Annotated in this window: 21 protein-coding genes; 6 read left to right on the forward strand and 15 right to left on the reverse strand. The window is 65.3% G+C overall.

Annotation, left to right across the window (positions count from 1 at the left end):
• Positions 1-350: 350 nt before the first annotated feature.
• Both OHA40_RS03985 and OHA40_RS03990 read left to right on the forward strand, forming a co-directional pair.
• A complete protein-coding gene (locus OHA40_RS03985) occupies positions 351-1,118 on the forward strand; it encodes a Rieske (2Fe-2S) protein (RefSeq protein WP_330231717.1) in 768 nt (255 codons plus the stop codon).
• 213 nt (positions 1,119-1,331) lie between these two features.
• Positions 1,332-2,402: a fatty acid desaturase family protein gene (locus tag OHA40_RS03990; RefSeq protein WP_330231718.1), complete on the forward strand. Its 1,071-nt coding sequence runs from the start codon at positions 1,332-1,334 to the stop codon at positions 2,400-2,402.
• Between the two features lie 165 nt (positions 2,403-2,567).
• On the opposite strand, the gene OHA40_RS03995 is transcribed toward OHA40_RS03990, so the two are convergent.
• The 3 genes from OHA40_RS03995 to OHA40_RS04005 form a co-directional block, all read right to left on the reverse strand.
• Positions 2,568-3,014, reverse strand: a complete 447-nt coding sequence (locus OHA40_RS03995; RefSeq protein WP_330231719.1) for a MepB family protein — start codon at positions 3,012-3,014, stop codon at positions 2,568-2,570.
• Between the two features lie 359 nt (positions 3,015-3,373).
• Positions 3,374-4,987 (reverse strand): long-chain-fatty acid--ACP ligase MbtM, encoded by a 1,614-nt coding sequence (gene mbtM, locus OHA40_RS04000; protein ID WP_330231720.1) that lies wholly within the window; start codon positions 4,985-4,987, stop codon positions 3,374-3,376.
• Positions 4,987-5,265, reverse strand: coding sequence for an acyl carrier protein (locus OHA40_RS04005; RefSeq protein WP_330231721.1), 279 nt, complete (start codon positions 5,263-5,265; stop codon positions 4,987-4,989). The genes mbtM and OHA40_RS04005 overlap by 1 nt, the downstream gene beginning before the upstream one ends.
• 525 nt (positions 5,266-5,790) lie before the next feature.
• Between OHA40_RS04005 and OHA40_RS04010 the strand changes: the two genes are divergently transcribed.
• Together OHA40_RS04010 and OHA40_RS04015 are read left to right on the forward strand one after the other, a co-directional pair.
• Positions 5,791-6,189: a hypothetical protein gene (locus OHA40_RS04010; RefSeq protein ID WP_330231722.1), complete on the forward strand. Its 399-nt coding sequence runs from the start codon at positions 5,791-5,793 to the stop codon at positions 6,187-6,189.
• A 171-nt stretch (positions 6,190-6,360) separates the two neighbouring features.
• Positions 6,361-6,894: a 3-hydroxyacyl-CoA dehydrogenase family protein gene (locus OHA40_RS04015; RefSeq protein WP_330234031.1), complete on the forward strand. Its 534-nt coding sequence runs from the start codon at positions 6,361-6,363 to the stop codon at positions 6,892-6,894.
• Positions 6,895-6,896: 2 nt separating this feature from the next.
• On the opposite strand, the gene OHA40_RS04020 is transcribed toward OHA40_RS04015, so the two are convergent.
• The 9 genes from OHA40_RS04020 to OHA40_RS04060 all read right to left on the reverse strand — a co-directional run bounded on the left by OHA40_RS04020 (position 6,897) and on the right by OHA40_RS04060 (position 16,742).
• Entirely contained in the window at positions 6,897-7,025 is a 129-nt protein-coding gene (locus OHA40_RS04020; RefSeq protein ID WP_330231723.1) for a hypothetical protein, read from the reverse strand.
• A gap of 28 nt (positions 7,026-7,053) precedes the next feature.
• Positions 7,054-8,856, reverse strand: a complete 1,803-nt coding sequence (locus OHA40_RS04025; RefSeq protein ID WP_330231724.1) for an alpha/beta fold hydrolase — start codon at positions 8,854-8,856, stop codon at positions 7,054-7,056.
• Positions 8,853-9,395, reverse strand: a complete 543-nt coding sequence (locus OHA40_RS04030; protein WP_330231725.1) for a hypothetical protein — start codon at positions 9,393-9,395, stop codon at positions 8,853-8,855. Before OHA40_RS04030 ends, OHA40_RS04025 begins: the two co-directional genes overlap by 4 nt.
• 327 nt (positions 9,396-9,722) lie before the next feature.
• Complete coding sequence (locus OHA40_RS04035) at positions 9,723-11,060, reverse strand: hypothetical protein (protein ID WP_330231726.1); 1,338 nt, start codon at positions 11,058-11,060, stop codon at positions 9,723-9,725.
• Complete coding sequence (locus OHA40_RS04040) at positions 11,057-11,431, reverse strand: hypothetical protein (protein ID WP_330231727.1); 375 nt, start codon at positions 11,429-11,431, stop codon at positions 11,057-11,059. The genes OHA40_RS04035 and OHA40_RS04040 overlap by 4 nt, the downstream gene beginning before the upstream one ends.
• The gene (locus OHA40_RS04045) at positions 11,431-11,619 is read right to left on the reverse strand and encodes a hypothetical protein (protein ID WP_330231728.1); all 189 of its coding nucleotides are present in this window, start codon (positions 11,617-11,619) and stop codon (positions 11,431-11,433) included. The genes OHA40_RS04040 and OHA40_RS04045 overlap by 1 nt, the downstream gene beginning before the upstream one ends.
• Positions 11,616-13,391, reverse strand: a complete 1,776-nt coding sequence (locus OHA40_RS04050) for a hypothetical protein (protein ID WP_330234032.1) — start codon at positions 13,389-13,391, stop codon at positions 11,616-11,618. Before OHA40_RS04050 ends, OHA40_RS04045 begins: the two co-directional genes overlap by 4 nt.
• 446 nt (positions 13,392-13,837) lie before the next feature.
• Complete coding sequence (locus OHA40_RS04055; protein ID WP_330231729.1) at positions 13,838-14,779, reverse strand: NAD-dependent epimerase/dehydratase family protein; 942 nt, start codon at positions 14,777-14,779, stop codon at positions 13,838-13,840.
• A gap of 430 nt (positions 14,780-15,209) precedes the next feature.
• Complete coding sequence (locus OHA40_RS04060) at positions 15,210-16,742, reverse strand: esterase-like activity of phytase family protein (protein WP_330234033.1); 1,533 nt, start codon at positions 16,740-16,742, stop codon at positions 15,210-15,212.
• A 736-nt stretch (positions 16,743-17,478) separates the two neighbouring features.
• Here OHA40_RS04060 and OHA40_RS04065 point away from each other — a divergent pair.
• Both OHA40_RS04065 and OHA40_RS04070 read left to right on the forward strand, forming a co-directional pair.
• Positions 17,479-17,943 carry an NUDIX hydrolase gene (locus OHA40_RS04065; RefSeq protein ID WP_330231730.1) on the forward strand — a complete coding sequence of 155 codons (465 nt, stop codon included), beginning with the start codon at positions 17,479-17,481 and terminating at the stop codon, positions 17,941-17,943.
• 59 nt (positions 17,944-18,002) lie between these two features.
• Positions 18,003-18,131 carry a hypothetical protein gene (locus OHA40_RS04070; protein WP_330231731.1) on the forward strand — a complete coding sequence of 43 codons (129 nt, stop codon included), beginning with the start codon at positions 18,003-18,005 and terminating at the stop codon, positions 18,129-18,131.
• Between the two features lie 347 nt (positions 18,132-18,478).
• On the opposite strand, the gene OHA40_RS04075 is transcribed toward OHA40_RS04070, so the two are convergent.
• The 3 genes from OHA40_RS04075 to OHA40_RS04085 all read right to left on the reverse strand — a co-directional run bounded on the left by OHA40_RS04075 (position 18,479) and on the right by OHA40_RS04085 (position 22,161).
• Positions 18,479-19,288: a helix-turn-helix domain-containing protein gene (locus OHA40_RS04075; protein ID WP_330231732.1), complete on the reverse strand. Its 810-nt coding sequence runs from the start codon at positions 19,286-19,288 to the stop codon at positions 18,479-18,481.
• 38 nt (positions 19,289-19,326) lie between these two features.
• Positions 19,327-19,854: a DUF6879 family protein gene (locus OHA40_RS04080; protein ID WP_330231733.1), complete on the reverse strand. Its 528-nt coding sequence runs from the start codon at positions 19,852-19,854 to the stop codon at positions 19,327-19,329.
• Between the two features lie 1,026 nt (positions 19,855-20,880).
• On the reverse strand, positions 20,881-22,161 hold the full coding sequence (locus OHA40_RS04085) for an MFS transporter (protein WP_330231734.1): 1,281 nt from the start codon (positions 22,159-22,161) through the stop codon (positions 20,881-20,883).
• Positions 22,162-22,179 lie beyond the last annotated feature (18 nt).

A 22,179-nucleotide genomic window follows, 5' to 3' on the forward strand; every position in this document is an offset into this window, starting at 1 on the left:
GTCGTAAGCGACCATGTCGAACCGGAACCATAGCCGCGGCAAGCCTCGTCGCGATGCATGGACCGTTTCACTTTCCTCCCTGGCCTGCCACGTTCTGCCTGGAAGCCATCGGGTCGCGGTTGCCCGGAGCAGGGTATGCCGTCAGGTAACGGTACAACAAACAGCGGCTTAAAATCGGATTCTTGATGAGGTCCGCACCGGTACCCGCTTGCTAGCCCGTGATCCTGTCCCATACCTGCGGGTGGCGGGATTCGCCGTGGAGTCGGTGGCCCGCACTGGGCGCGGCAGACAAACCCGACCCCGAAAACGCGGCCGGATCATAGGCCGACATCCTGGCCCGACCGCCGTCGATGTATTCGTCTCGCCCCGCTCGCCCGACTCGATGTCCGGCCGGCGGCCATTCGGCTAGCCAGGTCAGCAGCAGTGCCGGTGCCACACCGAGCACGAACTCGACATGGTTCACTCTTCTCTCTGGATACAGATTTGGACCTCATCCGCTGCGACGGCCACGACCTGATCCAGGTCGCCCGGCGCTCTACGACACGCTCGTGCGGGCCTCGCCGCCTTCCTGTGCACGGTTCGGCGCGCTGGCCACCACCGCAGCGACCGGTTGCGGCACCGGGCAAGCCAACGATCGCCCTGCTGAGCCGTTCACCGTGGACATCACCGCGATCCCCGTGGGAGGAGGCACGGTCTTTCCCGACCCGGCTACCGTGGCGACCCAGCCGCAACCCGGGCAGTTCCGTGTCCTCTCCGCGATCTGCCTCACCGTGGCGACCGTGGAGAACGACACGATCATCTGCCCCTGCCACGACAGCCGATTCCACATCAGCGACGGCACAGTCACCCATGGCCCCGCACAGCAACCACTGACCTCCGCCCGATCACCGCGACAACCACCGCGCTTCACATCTCCTGACAGGCCACGTCGAACCCGCCGTACATCCGCGCGCGGAGAAACGACGCCGCGACCGCGGGCTGCGACCGCGTTGGTGATCGAACCGCGAGGAGGTGACCTGATGGGTCACCGACGTTCCGGGTGCCGCCCCACCTCCGTACGGCCTGAAACGCCTGCGGACACAGCGCGCCCCCGAACCTCAGCAGCCACTATGCGTTAGTGTGCCTCCTAGCGTCCGCTATCACACCGCAGTCCGATTCCATGTCATACCAAGGGATTACATCGAACGAGAATCCGGCCGATAGCTTCGAATCGTCACGTCCGCCCCGACACCGAGCAGTCTCGCTGAAATCAAATCTCCGATCGACATCGACCGGCCGCCATCGAGGACGGGCGAAGGTGGCATCTCCGACCCCAGCTCTCAGGAAGATCTATGACGACACCGGCCTTGATCCCAGAGTCATTTCCACGATCATCGCGGCGCGGCGGCGCCGACGGTGATTACGCCCGTCTGTTGCGCCGGATCTCCGAGGCGGGACTGATGAACCGGCGTCCCCTCTACTACGCGGTCCGGCTCAGCCTCGTCGGGATCGCGTTCGCGGCCGGCTGGGCGGGGTTCGTCCTCGTCGGCGACTCGTGGTGGACGCTCGTGGTCGCGGCGTTCATGGCCGTGACGTGCGCTCAGATCGCACTCGTCATGCACGATGTCGCGCACCGCCAAGTCTTCCGGCTACGGCGGCAGACGGAGGTCGTGGGCCGACTCGTCGGCAACGCCGGCATCGGCCTGGGCTACGGCTGGTGGCAGGACAAGCACACCCGGCATCACGCCAACCCGAACCACGAGGAACTCGACCCCGATGTCGCGCCCGACATTCTGGTCTGGTCACAACGGCAGGCGCGGGCCAGCCGTGGCCCGGCTCGTCTCATCGGGAGGGCGCAGGCGTTCCTGTTCTTCCCCCTCCTGTTGCTGGAGGGCCTGAACCTCCATGTGGCCGGCGTACGTGCGCTCAGAAATCGATCGGTCAAACACCGAGGATTGGAGGGCGCGCTGCTCTTCGGCCACTTCGTCGCCTATCTGGCCGCACTGTTCGCGGTTCTGCCCGCCGACAAAGCCTTCGCGTTCCTCGCTGTCCACCAAGCGCTGTTCGGCCTGTACATGGGCTGCATCTTCGCCCCGAACCACAAGGGCATGCCAACCTTGACCGGCGACGAACGCCCCGACTACCTCCGTCGCCAGGTGCTGACCTCCCGCAACGTGCGGGGTGGCGTGTTGACCGACCTCGCCCTCGGCGGGCTCAACTATCAGATCGAGCATCATTTGTTCCCGAGCATGCCGACGCCGAATCTGCGTCACGCCCAGGTGATCGTCCGAGACTACTGCGCCGAAATCGGCGTGCCCTACCACGAGACCGGACTGATCTCCTCGTACCGCGAGGCGCTGAAGCACCTGCACCACGTCGGCGCGCCCCTCCGCACCACCAACCGACACCAGGATGCCGGATGAACCCTTCCCCGGCCGGGCTGCGGCGACACAATGACGACGTGCGTAAGGCCGTCGAAGCCGCCGCGCCGCAACCGCTCGGCGGATTCCCGGGCCGGCCGCCATCGCTTTCGCGCGGCCTCGACATATGGCTGGGTTGTCGCCCTGGATTGTGCACCAAGCGCGCCATCACCGCTGCGGTGCGGACATCGGCCGCACCATGTCGTAGAGCCTGCTCGCCTTCTGCAGATCAACCTCTTGGGCGTCGTCAAGATCGAGAAAGTAATCGCACTGCCACTTCTGGGACCGCATCGCTTGACTGTTCTGGGTCGCGGACCACGGCGGATACACGCGAAACCCACGCTTCCCGCCCCGACCCGCCAAGGAAACGATGCCGTGCTCGACCAACGCGGTCCTGGGGAACACGAACTGACCGAAGCGCAGCCCCTCCCGGGCTGTGATCACCAGCAGATCATCGCCGTCCTCGGCAGCGAACGGCTCCGTCGACCCATCCGCCGCACGTCGCCACACTGTCACGAACAGACCCACTTTCGCCGGCGTCAGCTTGCCCACCCGGTACCTGACCGACCCACGCCCCACCCTGGAGAAGAACGCACCGTACTCAGCGTTCGCCATCTCAGGAACCGCAGCCGAATACTCCAAACCCAGACGGTTGAAAAGATGCCGCGCCGCCGCCACATCAGGATGCACACCAACAGAACCCAACCAACTCCTCCTCACTGAACGGTGTCAGTGGACAAGCTTCTGATCAAGACATCTGGGCGCAGGACCGATCCTCGGCTTGCCGCACGGACAGGTCATTTTCAAGACCCGTCATCGGTGTCACTTTTGGTTGCCCCGTGCTCCAGCGGTACGTGGCGTGGCTGATTCTCATGCCCAGAACGTATCGGTAACCCCCGACAGGTCGACATTGCCGCGTACACGTCCGCTCCGATAGTCTTCGAGAGATCGCGGCTGTACATGCTCGGCTGCTGTCATTGCCCAACTCCCTGCTGCTCCACGTACTGTCGCACTTGCAGCCTGCGTAGTTTCCCGGATGTCGTGCGGGGCAGTGCACCCGGCGGAACGAAGTGCGTGGCAACCGGCGTCACACCCGAGCTAACCCGGACGGCCCGGGCGATCTCCTTGCGCGCGTTGTCGGTATCACTGCCTCGATATTCGACTGCCAGCACCAGCCCTGGATGGGGCCCGTCCTCGATACCGACCGCGACGACTCCCCCGCCCCGGACACCCGGCACGGTCGCTGCCGCCCGCTCGATCTCGATCGGAAAGATATTGCGGCCGGCCACGATGACGAGTTCCTTGGCTCGCCCACACACGACGAGCCCGTCGTCGGTGAGGTAGCCGAGGTCACCGGTGGCAAACCACTCCTCCGGATCCCGCGCCGGTTCCCCGAGATACCCGGTCATCATCGAGTCACCGCGGATCTCGATCTCCCCCACGGTCCGTCCGACAACCGCAGGCACCTCCGCCGACGATGGGACGATCCGCAATTCGGTGCCGGGTACCGGGTGCCCGAGGATCGCGTAACGCCGTCGCACGATGGCTGATCCGCTCTCCGTCTCGACATCGACCTCGTCGTACTGTGGTCCCGTTCCAACGGCAGGCATGGTCACCGCGCAGACCGATTCGGCCAGACCGTAGGCCGGGACCGCGGCCGCGGGGTCGAACCCGAACGGCGCCGCCTCCCGCAGAAAGCGATCGAACCCGACCGGGTCGATCGGCTCACCACCGCTGACGGCGATACGCAGCGACGACAGGTCGACCGACCCGGCCTTCGCCGCGCAACGACCCAGGATGTCGTAGCCGAAATTGGGACCCGCGGTCAACGTGGCACGGCTCTCGCTGAGCCAGCTCAGCCATCGGTAGGGCGCCGCCGCGAAGGTCTTGTTCGGCACGAGCCAGGTTTCGGCCCCGCTCGTGAGCCCATTCATCAGCACGATCAGTCCCATGTCGTGATACAGCGGCAGCCAGCTGCACATCACCTCCGCCTGCGGGTCCAAACCCAGCCGTTGCTGGATCGCTCCGGTGTTCGCGACCACCGCCGCCCGCGAGACAACCGCGGTCTTCGGTACTCCGGTCGAACCCGCAGTGCTCTGTAATACCGCGGGCGAACAGTCGTCCACCACTCCTTGCGGCGCCACCCTGCCGTTGGACGCCGCCGCAGCAGCATCCACAATGCGCATCGTCCCCGCGGCCGCGGCCAGTTCCGCAGCCGCGTCCGCGGCACCGACAATCACCGTGACGCCCACCGAGCACAGCCGGTCCGCGGTGTGCGCGGCCCACTCCCGCCCCTCCAGTCCTCGCATAGGACCGGGGACGATGGTGATGCTCTTCCCGGCGAGCCATGCGCCGACAACGGAGGAAACCAGTTCGGCACTGGGATCACCGATCAGGCCGATCGGGCCGGTTTCCCCGCGGTCGGCAAAGTCCGCGGCGATGCTCTCGCCCATCCGGTAGATCTGCGACCACGTGGACCGCCGCCATTGTCTGCCGGGGCTGTCCCAGATGACGAGTTCTCGAGTCGAGTCTCGCAGCGCGGCCGTGACGGTCTCGGCGAGAACGTCTTTCGTCGACGTCGACGTCATCAGCACATCTCCATGCCGACTCCCGCACCCTGCGGAACCTGGTCCGACTTCGACGCGATGAGGTCCTCGAGATCACCGAACGTGTCGCAGTCGAGGAGATCCTCCTCGTCGAGATATACGTCCAATCGATCCGCGATCGCGACCATACCTCGCGCGAATTTGACCGAGTCGAAGCCGACGTCGTTGATCAGGCGGGAACTCCTGGTGAGGCCCTCGGTTCGCACCTTCAGCTCGTTCCGGAAAATCTCCTCGAGAGCCGCGCTGATGATTACTGACATGTCATGCCTCTCCTGTGAACACTTCACATCCGCACACCGACTGGCGGGTTGGCAACTCAACAGGTCTCGGTCCTGTGACGACCTGCCAGCTCACCGGAGATCATCGCGAGCTCGTCTGGACCGACCGGGACAGCAACTTTGGTCAACTCTCAGGAAAGATAGTCGCTGAATTCCTGCCCGTCGGGTAAACGCTGGAAATTCCTGGGGATCAATGAAACTGGATCGAACGTCCGCGCGGCGCACCCAGGAACGGAAAAGAATCCCGCCCAGATCTACTGAGACCGTCCGAGCGGCGTCGCGCGAATTTCACCCGGAACGGGTGAGTCGATTGCTAATCGAGGGCTGACAGCCTCGGTGCTCGTCATCATTTTCGCATGCCGAACTAACAGCCTGGAGGAGGAAATTGCCTGAACGGGCATGGCGGTCGAGCAACCGGCAGTGGGCGGCGGATCTGTTCATTTTCGCAGTTAGGGGGCGATCGAGTGGCGTTAGGGTAAAAGGGGGGAGAGTGCGAGGAGTCGAAAGATGAGCACCACCATTCTGATCGTGATCATTGTCGTCGCCGCTGTGGTTATCTTGCTGGCCGGCGTATGGGTGTTGACGCGCAAACGGCGCGAACACCAGCGGGTCGAAGCTCAGGGTATCCGTGACCGTGCGGCGGAACGGCAAGTCGAGGTCGCTCAGCGGGAGGCGCGGGCGGAGGAGACTGCCGCCAGGAGCCGGGCGGCAAAGGCGGAAGGCGAGGCCAAGGCGGCGCAAGCCGAGCAGCTTGCCCAGCAAGCGCACATGCATCAAAGCGAAGTCGCGGATTCGCGAACCGAGTTGGACAAGGAGTGGGAGCGCGCGGATAGGGTCGATCCGGACTCGAAGTCAGGTGAAACGCAGCAAGGGGCTGACCCTGAACGGCCGTCGCGCAGCTCCTGACATTGATCCTGAGGCTCCGGCTGTCCGGGCTCGAGAAGATGAGGACGACGCGATCCCGACCACTTCGTCGCCCGTAGGTGCTGTGGCAGCCTGCTCCCGTCGTCGCGCAGCGCCTCCAGGTCCGGATGTAGGTTCGCCGAGGCCACCGGCCGTCCGGACAAGTACTGCGCGCTGCACTTCGCGAACCTGATCTGGGCGTTGAACGTCGCCGAGGTCATGGCTCATCCCGGTACGGCCGCCGACACCCTGACGCAGATCACGGAATTCGCCATCGAGATCGGCATGGTTCCCGTTCCGGTGCACCGGGAGCAGAATGGATACGTCCTCAATGCCTGGGTGGTCCCGCTCTTGAACGCCGCCCAATCACTCGTCACCAATGGTGTCTCCACACCGGAGGACGTCGACCGCACCTACATGATCGTCAACCGGGGAGCCCCACGCGGACCCATGGGCACGCTCGACGTGATCGGCATGAAGACCGCCTACGACGTGTTCGCCTACTGGGGAGAACACCACGACGACCAGCAGATGCTCGCCAACGCCGCCTATCTGAAGGAGAACTTCCTCGACCAGGGCAAGCTCGGGCTGCAGTCCGGGCACGGCTACTACAGCTATCCGGAGCCCTCCTACGCCGATCCCGACTTCCTTTCCGCACCACAGATATCGAGCGCTTCCGACATCGCGGCACGCGCAATGCTCACGTAGCGTCAGGACTCGAACAGAACCTTGGTTGTCCCCAGCGCCGCAGGGTGGGTGGAGAGGAGGTAGGCGACGTCGCGGTCGGCAAGCCCGGCGAGATTCCATCCTCGTTCGAAGGGATCCGCGAACAAGAGCACCGTTGCCTGCCCTTCGAGGCATCGAGAGTCACAATGCGTCGAGAGTCCGGGCGGCGTCAGATCCCGCTTCTCGAAGAGTGTGGAAGAATGCGCGAACGTCGCCAACGAGCAGGTCGGGTTGCTCCATTGCGGCGAAGTGGCCGCCTCGGTCGAACTCGGTCCATCTGACGATGTTGCGATAATGGCGCTCGGCGAAGCGTCGTACCGGAATGGCGTCGCCAGGGAACAATGCCACGCCCATCGGCACGGTGGAGCGTGCCAGGGGTGACCAGCCACCCTCTTCCTTGTACAGTCGCGCCGAGGATCCAGCCGTCGCGGTGAGCCAGTACAGCATCACGTTGGTGAGCATGTGGTCACGATCGACTGCCTCCTCGGGTCGTTCCGTACAGTCGGTCGCCTCCCGGAACAGGTCCACTATCCAGGCGAGCTGGCCGGCCGGTGAGTCGGTGAACGCGTAGGCCGCCGTCTGGGGGCGGGTGCTCTGTAGCACCCGATAGCCTGCGAAATCGGTCGTGAAACGGCTGAGCTTCTCCAGCCGCGCCTTGTCGTCGTCGGTGAGGCCGGCGATCTCGGCAGGGTTTTGCGGCGGCATCGCCATCAGCATGTTGACGTGTACGCCGACGACGCTCTCGGAGTCGACCACGCCGAGGTCGTGGGAGATCACGTAGCCGAAATCACCACCTTGGGCTCCGTAGCGGACGTAGCCGAGGCGGCGCATCAGCTCGGCGAACGCGCTGGCGACGCGGCGAACAGTCCACCCGGCCTCACCTGTCGGACCGGAGAAGCCGAAACCGGGAATCGAGGGAGCGACCACGTGGAACGCGTCGGCGGGGTCACCGCCGTGGGCGCGAGGATCGGTCAGCGGACCAATGACTTTCATGAACTCCGCGACCGATCCGGGCCAGCCGTGGGTAATGATCAGCGGCAGCGCATCCGGTTCGGGCGAACGCACATGCAGGAAATGCACGTTCGTGCCGTCGATAGTCGTGGTGAACTGCGGAAACTCGTTGAGCTTTGCCTCATGTGCGCGCCAGTCGTAGCTGGTCCGCCAGTACTCGGCCAAGTCTCGGAGGTAGTCGAGAGGAACGCCGGCCGTCCAACCGTCGCCGGGCAAGTGGGCCGGCCATCGGGTTCGGGCGAGCCGGTCCCGCAGGTCATCGAGTTCGGCCTGCGGGACCTCGATCCGGAATGGACGAAGGGCCGTGTCGGTCATCGTGGCTCCTTGCTCGGTGTGTTCGGTGGTGGGAGCTGCCGCGACGACAGCTTGCAGGATCGTCTCCACCGAGCACCGGAGCGCAGCCCGGTCGGGTGGTTCGGCGGCTGACCGAGCGACGTGGTCGTAGGTCAGTCCTTCCACCATGGCGACGATGAGTTCGGCATTCTCCGCTGGCCTCGAATTTCCCAACATCTGCAGCACCGTGCGGCATTGGTGCTGGAATCGTTCGCGTACCGCCGCGAGGGCGGCGCGCATCTGTGGCATCTCGGCAAAGGCGAGCCAGAGCTCCAGCCTTGCCTTTGTCCGACCCCGCTCGGGCCCGATCCATCGCACGAGTACGCCGGCCATGCGGTCGGCGGCCTGCCGGAGGGCGGACTCGGTCGCGTACTCCGGTGCGAGGTCCGCCTGGTCTATGTCGTCCAGTTCGCGCTCGGCGATGCGTTCTATGAGACCCTGCAAGAGCGCCTGGCGGGTGCGGAAGTAGAAGCTCGTGGAGCCGGGCGGTACGGCCGCCTCGGTGTCCACTGCCTTGTAGGTCAGGCCGCGCAGCCCACCCGCGGCCGTCACACGAATGGCCGCGTCCAGCAATGTCGTGGCCCGAAAGGACTTGGTCACCGCGTCGCCCTGGTTCGGAGGGTGCGCAGCAGCATGATCCGGACGAAGCCGCTGAACGGGCTGATCAGGCGCCAGTAGCGTGCCATCGCACGGCGAGACGCCTCATCGGAGCACTTCACCCGCGTCTCGGTGATGACATGGGTCCGCTCATGGCCGATCTCCTCGAAACGCATGTGGAATGTGGCCTTGCCGTAGCCCGGCTCGGCGAAGGCGAGGAACTCCCCCGGCCCGTTGATCTCCGACCGGTTCCCGTGCATCCCGAAGCTCCACCATCTACCCACCAGACCTCCGACGCACTCGACCGGCCGATCGTCGATGAGCGGGATGAACATGTCCGGCATGTCGAGTTGTGCGTGGCCAGTGCGCACTCGCGCGAGCATGTTGCGAATGGCGATCAGCATCCGCACCGGCGGAGGCGAATCGCTGATCGACATCCCCTGCCACGCGGCCCATACGGCTTCCCTTGGCGCCGCAATCTCGATCTCGTGCTGTTCCGCGAAATCCGCCTCCGCGAGGAAGCGGTTGTTCAGGGTCGCCATCTCAAGCTCCTCTATGTTCGTAGAGTGAAATCTATATCCATAGAGCGCGGGGCGCAAGGTCACTGCTACCGCCAGGTCGCGGTAGGGACGCCGGTCAGGGCTTCGCAGTCTTCGGCCCGGGGAATCGGGTTGAACTGTCTCAGGTTTGGGGCCGCCGACCAGTGTCGATCCAAGCCTCTCTGTTACACCATGGGTTTCTGATCGACCGGTACGAGTTCACGGTGAGCGTCGACCCGCACCTCGATGCCACCGCGATCCAGGTGTACGCCGAGTCCGCATGTCGTACAGACGTCGTGCGCGGTGGCTCAGCAGATTCGGAAGTCTGCGTCAGGACTCGAACAGAAGGTAGAGGCCGGTGAAGGTGAAGCCGACCATGGTCAGCATCAGAGCCAGTTGACCGGTAAGCCGGTGTGCTTGCGGCAGCAGTCGCAGGCAGCGGTCGTGAGCGGCGGCGACACCGAGGATGTGGCCGATCACCACGGCCAGCACCTTGGTTGTACCCAGCGCCGCAGGGTGGGTGGAGAGGATAAAGGCGACGTCGCGGTCGGCGAGCCCGGCGAGATTCCATCCTCGTTCGAAGGGATCCGCGAACAAGAGCACCGTCGCCTGTCCTTTCTCCACCAGGAACGTGAGGTAGTGGGCCACCAGATAGCCTGCGACGATCGGGGTCAGGCTGTGTGCGAGGCGAGCCGGAAGCAGTCTCCGCTCGGCCTCGGTCAGGCCTCCGGTCGCCCGGGCGGAGGTCCGGAACGCGAAGCCGACGACAGCGATGAAGCCGAGCAGCCCCATCGTGTTCAGTACGGTCGGCGGGACTTCGGATCCGCTGCTACCGGCGTCGGCCAGCAGCCCGCGCCACGAAGGAAATGTGGTGAAGCTGTCGAACGCGGTCGAGCCGAGCAGGGTGGCGGCCACGGCCACCCCACCGATCCGCGCCGGAGTGCCCGCCAGGTTGTTCAACGGCGAGCGCAGCACGAGTTCACCGGCATCGCGGCGGCCGAACGGGCTCAGTCTGCCCAGCAGGCTGCTGTACACCTCGAGCGGGTCGGCATGCCGGGCCCACGTGGTGCCGAACATGATCAGTCCGATCGTGGTCACGACGAGGTATGCCACGAGCCAGGTGGTCACCGCAGTCACCGAACCCGGTTGCGGGTAAGCCAGTTCGAGCCACACGAAGGAGAACAGGCCCAGCGCCGCGGGCCACTGTCCCCAGGAGCCGGGATAGCGGACCAGACCGCGGGTGGGCTGACGGCGCGACACCAGGCAGACGGCGCGATGCACCGCACGCGCCGGGGACAGGATCTTCCAGACGGGTCCGGCAACCAGCGAGGCGACCATGACACCGACCCACAGGAAGACGTAGACGACACCGGGGACGGGATTGCGTGCCGGATCGGAAGTTCCGAGTAGGCCGATCGCGAGGACGGCGACGGTGACGGCCACGCTCAGCACCGAAATCGCGGCCCGAACCGCCCTGGAGTCCACGACGGCTCCCACGAACGAGGGGAGCGCGACTCCCGGTGATCGTGGTTCCAGGCGCGGTTCGCGCCAGACGAGCACCAGTACCGCGAACGAGAACGTCAAGGCCCAGGCGGCCCCGACGAGCGCGTACGACAGCGGAATCGGCAGGTCGGTGGCACCGCCGAGGCCGTGCGCCAGCACTGTCATCCGCGCACGAGCAGCGTCGCCACCGTGCGTCGGGCGTAGTGCAGTTCGATCTCCACACGTCCCGGCACGTCTACGGTGAAGCGGAACCGCTGGCCATTGCCCGGGGTGATCGGGAAGGTGTGCTCGGGCGTGGCATGGACGTGCAGTTCGTCGTCGGTGTCGCTGTCGACCACGATCTCGATCGGTCGTCCCACCCGGGTCTCCAGGCGGACGTCGGCCGGGCTCACCGAGCCCGCGGCAATCCGCACGGCGACAACGAGACTGTCCGAGTCCCTCGCCACCGCAGTGGACGGTGCGGTGGCGGGATCGGACGACGCGCAGCCGGTCATGAGGAGAACACCGAGAAGGACCAGCGCGCGCACGGTTGCCATCAGTCCTCCTTGTCCGGGCCGTGCTCGGACGGCGAACTCGGCGTCCGATCGCGATCTTCCGCACGACGGTCTCGCAGGGCGACGAGCACTACGACGGCGACCACCAGCAAGGCAGGCAGGAACGCCGGTATCGCCAGCAGGATCGAATGATCGGCCAGCACGTCCACACCGTCGTAGCCACGAGTCATCGAGAAACCACCGGCTCCGCCACCATCGTTCGGCTCGCGTGCGGATACCGGTCGTTGATTCGAGCCGCACCCCAGGACAGCGCCCCGACGAGGACGAGGCTGCACACCAGCACGACCAGCGACGCCGCGGCGAACAACCAGGAGGGGTGGTCGAACGACCGCTCCCGCTGCAGCACGGTGATCTCGGCGATGAACGGCCGGGTGAACGAGGTGAGCGCCGGGACCTCTTCGGCGCCGATGCCGGGGTCGGCCGCCATGAAGATCGGCAAGGCGGTCAGTACGCGCCCGTCCTGCAAACGTAGGACGGTCTTCCACGTCCCATGCGCCGGAACAGGTTTGGTCGACACGTAGTGGCCGGCGCCCACTCGCTGGAGTTGGTCGACGACCAGACCGCGGCCGGGACTCTCGCCGCCGATCCCGCCCTGCCAGGCCAGAATCTGGATCCACTCGGGGTCGGAGCCGACGAGATCGGTGGGTTCGAGGCGCACATCCGCGAGCACCATCCTCCTGCCCGAGTCCGATTCGGCATCGCGCAGTGTGACCGTGGCGCCCGCCTGCTCCGGCACCTCGATGAGCAGCCCGTTGGCGGTCGCGGCCGCCACGATCACGACCGCGGCCACCATCAGGCCGCGTCGCACCGGTGGGCGTGGCAGCGCTTCGCCCCGCAGCGTCATGGCCAGCAGCGCGCCGACGATACCGCCCGCGATGCCGGTGGGCACGGCCATCGCCAGCAGTTCCGGCCACATCCGGATCGGCCATGGATCGACGAACATCGCACGGACCCAGAGGGATTCGAGCCACAGCCCGACCGTCGCGATGGCGAGCCCGCACATCGCGCCCCACCAGATCGGCCGCCGGATCAGCGCCAGCAGTGCGAGCAGTTCCACCACGACGGCGCAGCCGAGATAGAGCGGGAAGACGTTGCGTGGCGCGTCGATGACCGGCCCGCCGACCAGCACGGCTACGACAGCACGGACCAGGGCGGCGAAGCCGACCACAATCAGGGTGCTGAACGGACCCAGGCTCGCACGGGCAGCGACGAGGGAGATGGCGGCCGCGGCGACGATGAGCATCGGCTGCAGCACGAGCCGGAACTGCTGCACTCCGAAGTCGAATTCGACCTGGAACACCGAGAGCCCGATGAGCAGACCACCGAAAGCGAAGCAGCGCAGCAGCCACATCAGCCGCCCGTCGGCGCGGTCGGGGTCGGGCCGGCTGTGCCTGCCCTCGAACTCGAGCAGCAGCACACCGACCAGCGACAATCCGGCGCCGCCGATGAGCATCAGGTGCGTCGGCCCCCACAGCGTGACGTCCTGCCCGAACAGCCGATGCCAGACGTCGTCGAGGGGGAACCCGATCAGCGCGTAGAGACCGGCACCCGCGATGAGGAGGCCGCCGACGGGCGCGTACCAGGTACGGGTGATCCGCACCGCCGCGGCGCCGGGCTTTTCGTCCAGAGGCAACACGATCGCCGACATCCCGGCGGTGAACAGGAAGAACAATCCGGCCAGGATGAAGTAGTGCGCCGGATTCGCCAACGGCCCGTCATCGCGACCGTTGCCCACGTGCAGGCTGACATCCCAGATGAACCCCAACAGGGCGGTCAGAATAGTTGCGAGGAACATCCCGAGCGGGAGGGCGACCCAGCCGGGCCGGTTGAACAGTCGCCCGAGACGGTCGGCGAGCCGCTGTAGCCAAGTGATTCGGCGGGTGCGGTGGAGAAACCCGATCCACAGCAGAACCAGGGCGACCAGCCCCGCGGCCCCGGTCATGGCGGCTACCTGGTCCAGCGCCGCGCCTCCGCCCTCGGTACCGGGTGCGGCGAACCATCCGATCCTTTCATGCGCGACGTCGCGCACAGGAGACCTCCATCACGCGGAATATGTATATGTAACTAACGGTACCATAAATGGGGTCCGCATCGGCAGGTCGAAATTGCGCACGTGGCTCCGATCGGGCGACGATCGGCAGGAGTGCCCCCAGCCTGGTCAGCGTGTGGTGCACGATCCCAGCGAAGGCTCGGGGCCCCGGCCGCATTCCATAGCCATGCGCTGCGCTCGGCGCACGCGCCGCGGTTGGTGGACCGGTCGGGGTTCCGGCGCCGCCGTGTTGCTCGGACCTTCTGCAGCACTCACACAGCCTGTAGCGACCTCGCCCTCCCCGAGCGGGCGAGGTCATCAGATCAGCAGGCAGGCTGGAACAATTCCCCCCGGCTGGGTCAACCCGCGGAACAACCACTTGATGCCAGGTCGATTCCGCGCAATGGCGGCACATCATTGATGTCGAGTACTTGGTGCAGGTGATGGATTCCCGGGGGTAGATGGGCCGCCGCCCGGACTGCGATAACCGCGACGACGGCCGTGGCGCGGGATTGAGCTCGTCCGCGCGCCCACCGTGTTGCGCCGTTGTGGCCGCGGGCGAGGACGAGCCAGTCTTCCGTGCCCGGCAGGTGCAGCCCGCGTGGCGCACGGGACGCTCCAGGGATCCAGGTCAGAGTTGCCAAAGCTCGGGTCGCAATGGTCGAGTCGACACCGAAGTACGTTCTGACTTGCACCCCCAGGTCGCGGCACAGCGCGCGCTGGTCGGAGAAATCTACTCGATACAGCCGCCGTCGACCTTCGCCGGGGAGGTCGAATGTCTTCGGCCTCGTGAAATTGCGGGTCACTTGCGTGCCATCGTGAAAGCGCTTGCCCAGCAAGTGATATGTCCATTCCGTCGCGGCCGCACCATGTTGCTCTCCGACCCCGAGCAGTACCGCCAGATCGATCGGTCCAGGCGAGACGCGATGAACGGCGGCGGCAAGCAGGTTCGTCAGGCCGGGCGCGAGGCCGACGTTGACGATCACCGCGGCTGCCGGCGTCAACCGCTCCAGCTCGGCGACATAGTCCGTTGTGGCAGTCACGTCGACGAAGGCGACGCCGTGCGCGCCCGCGAGTGCTGCGAGTCGAGGATTCTCCGCGCCCGACGCGTTCACCACCACGTCCGTACCGGAAAGTGCGGCAGTGTAGGCCTCGAGACCTGGATCGGTCAGGTCCATCACAAGGTCGGCGCGAGCGGCGTCGCGTCCGGCCGCGATCACGTTGACGCCGGTAGCCCGCAACTCGGCCACCAGATGGACGCCGACAGCGCCATACCCACCTAAGACCAGCACGTTTCTCACACGTATCCATCCACCCTGAACCGTCTTGGCATCCCAAAAGCCTCGCCCGCCATGATGCCCCCTTTCGTTAGAGCGTCACTATCATGACTGTTCACTATAGCTACGCTCTAGCCAAATAGAATCCGCAACACGAATGGGAACACCTGGTGCGGCATTTGCTCAGCCGGGGGACAGCGGTGGGCGGTGATCCGCCCGCGGGTCGGCCAGAGCCCGAGAGCTCGCTGGACTCGGACCGAGCCGAGCCCGTTGGACGGCGGGAAGAGGCTGTCGCGCACACGATGTCGGCGCACCGCCACGCACACGTTCCTCGTCGATCCCAAGCTGCGGGATCTACCTCGGGTCGATCGTGTTCGGCTGAGAACCGGTCGGGCCCACGCTTCTGCGTGGTGGGCCCCGACCTTTGCCCTACGTTCCTGCCGCCTGGTGCTGCCTACTTCACGGTGACCGTGATCGTCTTCGTCTGCGTCCTGGCGGGCAGCTTGGCGGTGTCGACCATCAGCACCTCACCCGAGTCCTGCACGCCGTTGGCGAGGATCTTCGGCTTCAGTCCGAACGGCGGCTGGTCACCGGCGGCGGCCTCGATGCCGAAGTCGCTGTCGTTGGTGATGTAGAGGGTCTTGCCGCCGTCACGGGTGGCGACACCCTCGATCTTGTCGTGGCCGAAGAACTCGCCGTCGGTGTTCAGACCGTCCAGCAGGCCGCCGAGGTCCAGGTTGGACTTCTTGGTGACGGGGGTGATGCCCGCCTTCTGCAGCGTGGCGACGCCGTCGGCGGTGGACCCGGCGCCGACGAGGAGCTCCAGCGGCTTACCGTCGACCAGCAGGCCCCTCTCCGGATCGTATTGCGCGCCCTGGACCTTCGCCTGCGGGCCGACATCGGTGGCGCCGGTGATATCGATGGTCCACAGCTTCTTATCGGCCTTGGGCGTCTTGTTGCCGTCACGCTCGTCGACCAGGAAGGTGGTGGTGCTCAGCGCTGTGATCTCGGAGATCGCGAGCTTCTGCTTCGGATCCTCCAGCGGATACACGAATTCCTTGACGTCCCTGGTCTTCAGATCCACCGTGACGATCCGGGTCATCGGCACCTCACGTGCCGACGTGACACCCGGAGCGTTCAGTGCGCTCTGGATGATGCCGACCAGCGTGCTGCCATCCGGCGTGATGGTGAGCCCCTCCATGCCCTGGTTCGGCGTGCGCAGCGAAAGTTCCTTGGGCAGAACGCGTCCCGGCGCCAGCCGCTCCAGCTCGGTGCCATTGGCGTCGAAGTGCACGAGGAACGGACCATATTCGTCGGAGACCCAGAAGCTGCCGTCGGGCATCGCGACCAGGCCCTCGCTGTCGATGCCATGATCGGTGGGCGGAAGGATGTTTCCGTTGAGGTCGCGGATGGTCTCGCCGGTGGAGGCGGAGATGTCGACCTGGCCGTTGAACGGCTGGCCAGCCGGATTCTTCAGGGGGATGGTGGATTCCAGCACGGCCTTGGCGCCGACAATCTTGAACTTCGCGATGCTGGGGGTGAACGTCGGTACAGGCGCGAGCTTCTCGTTCTTGCCCTTGCCGTCCACGTTCGGACCGCGGTCGGTGAGACCGTAGAACTCGTCGGTCGATCCGGGCACCGGCGTGAACGCCGACCCGTACCCACTGCCGGGCAGGCTCACCCCGCCGAAGTCGCCGAGCGGCGGAATATCGGTGGTGAACAGCTTCACGGCGTCAGTGGTTGTCACGGTGATGCTGTCGGACCCGGTGTACCCGGCCGTCGGCGTGTACACAACCGCGCCGTCGGCGCGCCGCGTGATCGTGCCGTGCTGCGGGTCAGCGATCCCCACCGCGGCGCTGCCGCCGGTCTCGGCCAGCAGATCGTCCAGCGAGATCACCAGCGGCTGATCCTTGGTGGCGGTGAAGTCTCCACCCGAGCTCGACGACGAGCAGGCGGACAGAACAGCGGTCGCACACACGGCAACCATGACGAGCGCGCTTCGGGCGCCGCAGCGAGTTCTCACCAGCGATGCGTACCGTCCGAGCTCGACCACCAGTTGACGTCGAGCTGAACGGCCGCCGTCGATGCCCAAAACCAACCGATCAGTCTGCTGCGGTAACGGCCTCACCGCGCCGACGCGCGGCACCTGAGCGTGGAGCTGCGTGGTTACCGCGCTCTCGGTGTTGGATGCGGGGCTCCGACAGCACTCAGCCGTACCGCTTGCCGGTGTTCCCTTGTCCGTCATCGGAACACCGTACAGTCGACGGCCGACAGCTCTGGATCCGACTGACGCCTGGGGAAATGGGGCCACACGCTATGAACGCCCGTGCACGAGCTGCCACTTCATCTAAACTCACAGCGGCCGTCGAATCGGCGTCGCCCGCGTGGGAGGTCGTAGCCGCCGCGGTCATCTCATCTGCCACGCTTTGGGCCAGTTCGGCACTGGCTTGGTAGTCGAGCTTCAGCGCACCGCTTTCGATGTGGATATGACGCGGCCTGGGGTGCATTCCGGTTGCCTCCCTTGCAGTTTGACCGGTTTCCCGCCGGGCGGGGTCCCAGGTTCGCGTTTGCCCTGGTCAAAGGCTATACCGGGTTGATTGGCCGCGTTATGCGTCCGGCGTATAGTCCGGTCGCCACGAAGGGATTAGGCTCGGCTTGATTCACCCGAGGTTCGAAAAACCCCAGGTCATCGGTATAATTCAAGGTGAAAGGAACGCGCCTGCATGAGCGTCACGACTGAATCCAGTCAGCAAGCAAAGCCTCAGCGTCACAAGGTCACGGGGGATGTTCATCTGCTGTTGCGCCGCGGCAACGAAGTGCTGTTCGGTGAGCGTCAGAACACTGGATTCGAGGATGGTGCATGGCATCTGCCCTCGGGCCACCTCGAGGCCGGCGAGTCCATCATCGAGGCTCTGATCCGCGAAGCCGACGAAGAGATCGGCGTGGCGATCGAGGCGAAAGATGTGCACTTCAGCCACATCATGCACAACTCATCGTCGGGTGGCCGGATGGCGTTCTTCTTCACGGTGCGGTCCTGGCAGGGTGAACCCACCAACCGCGAGCCGGATAAGTGCAGCGGCCTGGAGTGGTTCGCGGCGGATGCGCTGCCTGACCACATGATCGGCTACTGCCGAGCGGCGATGGAGGATATCGCCGAGGGCAAGTCCTTCTCGATCTACGACTGGTAGATCCGTGACTGCGGCAAGCACAAGCGGGCCTGATCGTCGGCGGTGACCGATTGTGCCGGGTGGCCGTAAGCGGTGGCGTCCGCTACGTCAAGCAGCTGCTGGACAACGGCACCTACACCAACGACGTAGGCCGAGCCTTGACCAGTGCCGCCGCTAAGATGATGACCGCCGCGGGATGGGTACTATGACGCTGGACGCCTGGAGGATGCGCGGCGCTACGATGCCGATGCCGCCCAGGCGGCCACCGCGGTCGATGATGGCATCGCCGTGGCGCATGCCCTCGGCAACGCTAGTTCCCTATTGACCGAATGGAACGGCGGCACGCCTGCTGGTACTCGGCAGGCGGTGCAGTATGCCAGGAAACCCAGGAGCAGATGCGGGATTTCGACAACTCCGGTGTCGACGCGGTTGCAATCCACCCCTCGACCGCACCGTAGGGGACACCTACCCCCATACTGCGGTGCCTGAAGTTCGGGAGTTCTTGAGATGCGGGCCGAGGCGGTCTAGAGCCGCCCGTGTCTTCGGACGATACCGATCAAGACGCAGGATCGGCATCCTCCGCCCCGCTGCTATACCGGTGCATGGCGGTCCGGATCAGTTCGCGGACAGTGGTGCCGATCGCTGCTTGTTCGATCAACGCCGTGAATGCCTTCTCGTACAACACAACTTCGCGCGGCTGAGTGACTGTCAACTGCGCGGTGATCGTCTCGGCCTGCACCATCTTCCGGTCGAAGATGGTGAAGTTCATCAGCGGTATCCGGTAGGCGGCATCCAGAGGAATCACGCCGAGTACGACGCGCGGCAGTGTCATGGCTACCAGGAGCCGGTCCAATTGTTCGATCATCACTTCCGGGCCGCCGACGACCGTGCGTAAGGCTTGTTCGCCGATGAGAAAGTGGAAGCGGTGCCGACCCCGGTACAGGACGGTCTGCCGCTCCAACCGGGCCGCCAGCGACGCTTCGATGACATTGGGGCCGCCATAGAGGGCTTCGACGGTTTCCAGGACACCGCGAATGTAGCGCGGCGTCTGCAACAGGCCGGGCACGAGGCCGGGCTCGTACCAGCGGACCAACTCGGCATCGGCTTCCATTTTGGCGATCACCCGCTGCCACTGCGGGATACGCATCCGCCGGACTTCGAGGTAGGCGGCTTCGACGTTGTGCAGGGTGGCGATCAGGTCGGGCAACTGGTTGGCGGCGTGACAATGCAGACACCACGCCCGAAGATCCTTCTCGGAGGGTGCCTGCTTGCCATATTCGATTTTCGAGACCTTCGACTCGTGCCACCCCTCGAGGTCCGCCAGGGCGCGACCGGTCAGACCGGCTCCCTTACGGATCTCGCGCAATCGCTGTCCGAGCGCCTCGCGGGCTTCCCGCAGATTGTTCACTGATACAGTGCGTGCACGTATTCGTCGTGCGGAACCGCCACCGGCCAGACACGGTCACGGACAGTGCGGAAATGCGCCGCGATCACCGGATCGGTGGTCACGGCGAAGCCGGCACCCTCCCCGGTCTGGGTGAACACGCTGAACGCGGCCAAGTGGTCATCGAACAGCCAGTAGTCGTCACCGGTCAAATCGGACAGTGCGATGGAATGTCGCGGCAGCCAGCGGATTTGCTCACCGGCCGCGATGTTGCGCTGCGACACCGTTAGCGCCCACCTCGTGTAGTCGGTATGTGGTTCGGTCACCACCCGTACGCGTTGCACCTCCTGGCCGGTATCGGTAATTTCGCGGACGAGATCAAGCCAGGGCTGCTGCCAGGCGGCGTCTTCGGATTCCCCAGCCAGGAACTGCCGCAGCGGTTCGAACTCCCCGGATACGGCATACGTGTCCTGTAGTTCGAGATGGAAGGCGCGTTGCCACGGGGACCGGAACAGTTCATCGAGTTCATTACCGGTCAGCGAGTACATCGCGGCGGATCTCCTTTCCCATCGGCACCTCCACACACGTTTCATGCGGCGGAATATCCATCTGCGCCAACGATTCCGCATCGGTAACGAAACTTCCTGTCAGGGTGAACGTCCCGTGTCCGGTGTCGTGAAGTATTGCGCCCAAACAGGTTCCGGGCTCGAGGAACCCGAGGAGGGGGTGCGGTATTTCGATCAATTCTGGGTGACCCGATACTCGCCAGTGCTCCCTGCACCACGTAGGTGCCCCGATCGCTGGCATACAGCGTGGGCGACTGGTGGGAACCGGTGTTCTTGCCGAGGAAACGTAAACACATGATGGAGACCCCTGCCATTTGATGTGCGTCAGCTTGCTTGCTGAGCAGATCTATCCTCACCACGGCATCGGCAGCAGGTCAATGCCTCAACCGATCTCGAGCAAGTCCACGCAAGCTCGTTGCTGCCGCCCGTCAGGCGTTCGTAGCGTCGAGTTCGAGCCCCGGCACCAGGCGGATACTCGTCCCGATGTAATCGCCCCACGCTTCGACGATCCCTGGTGCCGGGCGCTTACCCACCAACCGGGAAAGCGAGTGGAACAGTGCAGTATTTGGCACGAGTGCATTGCTGCGGTAGCCGCTGGCTGGTCCATGTGCCAGCGATCGACTATTGGACCCCGGTTGATGACAAGCGCGCCATCGAGTCCACCGCCCGCACGATGATCGCCGACATCACGGGTGTGGCATCGGATTCGTTCGGCGTTGATCTCAGCGCGGCGCGTGCGGACGGGAGCCCTCGGCGAGTATGCGGCTGCGGCGACTGTTCTGCGGCGGTGGAACGGCGTAACGGCGTGACCATCTGAACCCAATCTTCTCCGACCCGCCGGATCGGGCGCAATTGGTTTGCTGTTGGCAACGGCGGTGGACATACTCGATCCGGCACCAGTGTCGGTCGCCGCCGTGTCACTCCCGGCTCTGGAGTGGTGAAGGGGTGCACGGTCTGTGGCTACTCTCCGGGGAAGCTATCCGGCACGGTCCAATGTGCCAACCGTCCCTACTGCGCTCGGACACAAGGACGGATCCAGCGTGCCGAGGCACGACGGTTTCCCGTGGACACCCGCTGTATCAGCATGACCGACAACGCCATTGCCGCGCCGAGGACCCCGAGCCCGGCGGCGATGGCGGCGAAAGCGCCACCGCCGATCGGGACGCTGCCGAGAATCGTGTTTCCGGACGCATTTCCGATGTTCATGACAGTGCTGTGCCACGAAACCAGCGTGGCTCGGGCATCGGGCCGCACCTCTACCAGGAACGCCTGCTGCGCCGAGTAGCAGATGCTTCCCGCGAGGCACCAAACTACGAGGGAGACAAGGAAAGTCGCGATTGTGGCACTGGTCGCCGCAATCGCCACTGCTGCCGCGAAGACCAGCGCGCTCACTACGGTCACCCAACCTTCGCCGCCTTTGCTTCGGCGTTGTCGGTCGATCAACGATCCGCTCAGCAAGGAACCCGCGATGACCGCGACGCCGACCAGGACGCCGACGAGACCATTGGTGACCACGTCGAATCCGAACCGCATCTCCAGCAGGGCACCGACATAGGTGAAAGCGCCGAGCCGTCCTGCTTGAACAGCGAACGTAGCGGCCAAAGCCGCCAGTACCACGGGAGATAGCAAGGGCCGCATCATGTTCGACCAGCGCACGGTGGTGTCGCGAGGGTGGATCGTGTCGACTGCCCGCCAGGCCCACAGCACAACCAGCGCGAAGCCGATGCCGATGCCGATGTATGGCAGGCGCCAACCGAAGCTGAGGGTGCCGAACGCCCCCAGCGGAACGCCGATCACCTGACCGAGCCCGTACGCCGCGAAACCGCGGGCGATCGCACGTCCGCGCTGGTGCGGAGGACAGGCATCGGACAGGTGCGCCCACGCCGCCGGGAGGGTGACCGCGGCGCCGAATCCCATCAGCACTCGGGCGACGATCAACTGGGGAAAGTCCTGCGCCAGACCGACGCCGATATTGCTGACCGCGAACAGCGCCATTCCGGCGATGATCGGCCGCCGCTTGGGCCACACGTCCGACAGCACGCCGAGCGGCGGCCCGAATACCGCATACGCCACCACGTATGCGGTGGACGCCGCCGCGGCCAGCGGCACCGAGATGTGGAGATCCGCAGCGAGTGTCGGAAGGACCGGGGGCATGAGGTAGCCCTCGGTGCCCATGACGAAGAAGAGGACATACAGGACGAGGCACTGTAGGCCCGCGCTGGATCTCTTACGGTCTGTCCGGGGACCGTTCTGCCGCTTGTTCTTCTCCGTATACCGGACGTCGCTCATCCCGGCACGCTCGGTGAT

The organism is Nocardia sp. NBC_00508, assembly GCF_036346875.1.
Taxonomy (GTDB): domain Bacteria; phylum Actinomycetota; class Actinomycetes; order Mycobacteriales; family Mycobacteriaceae; genus Nocardia.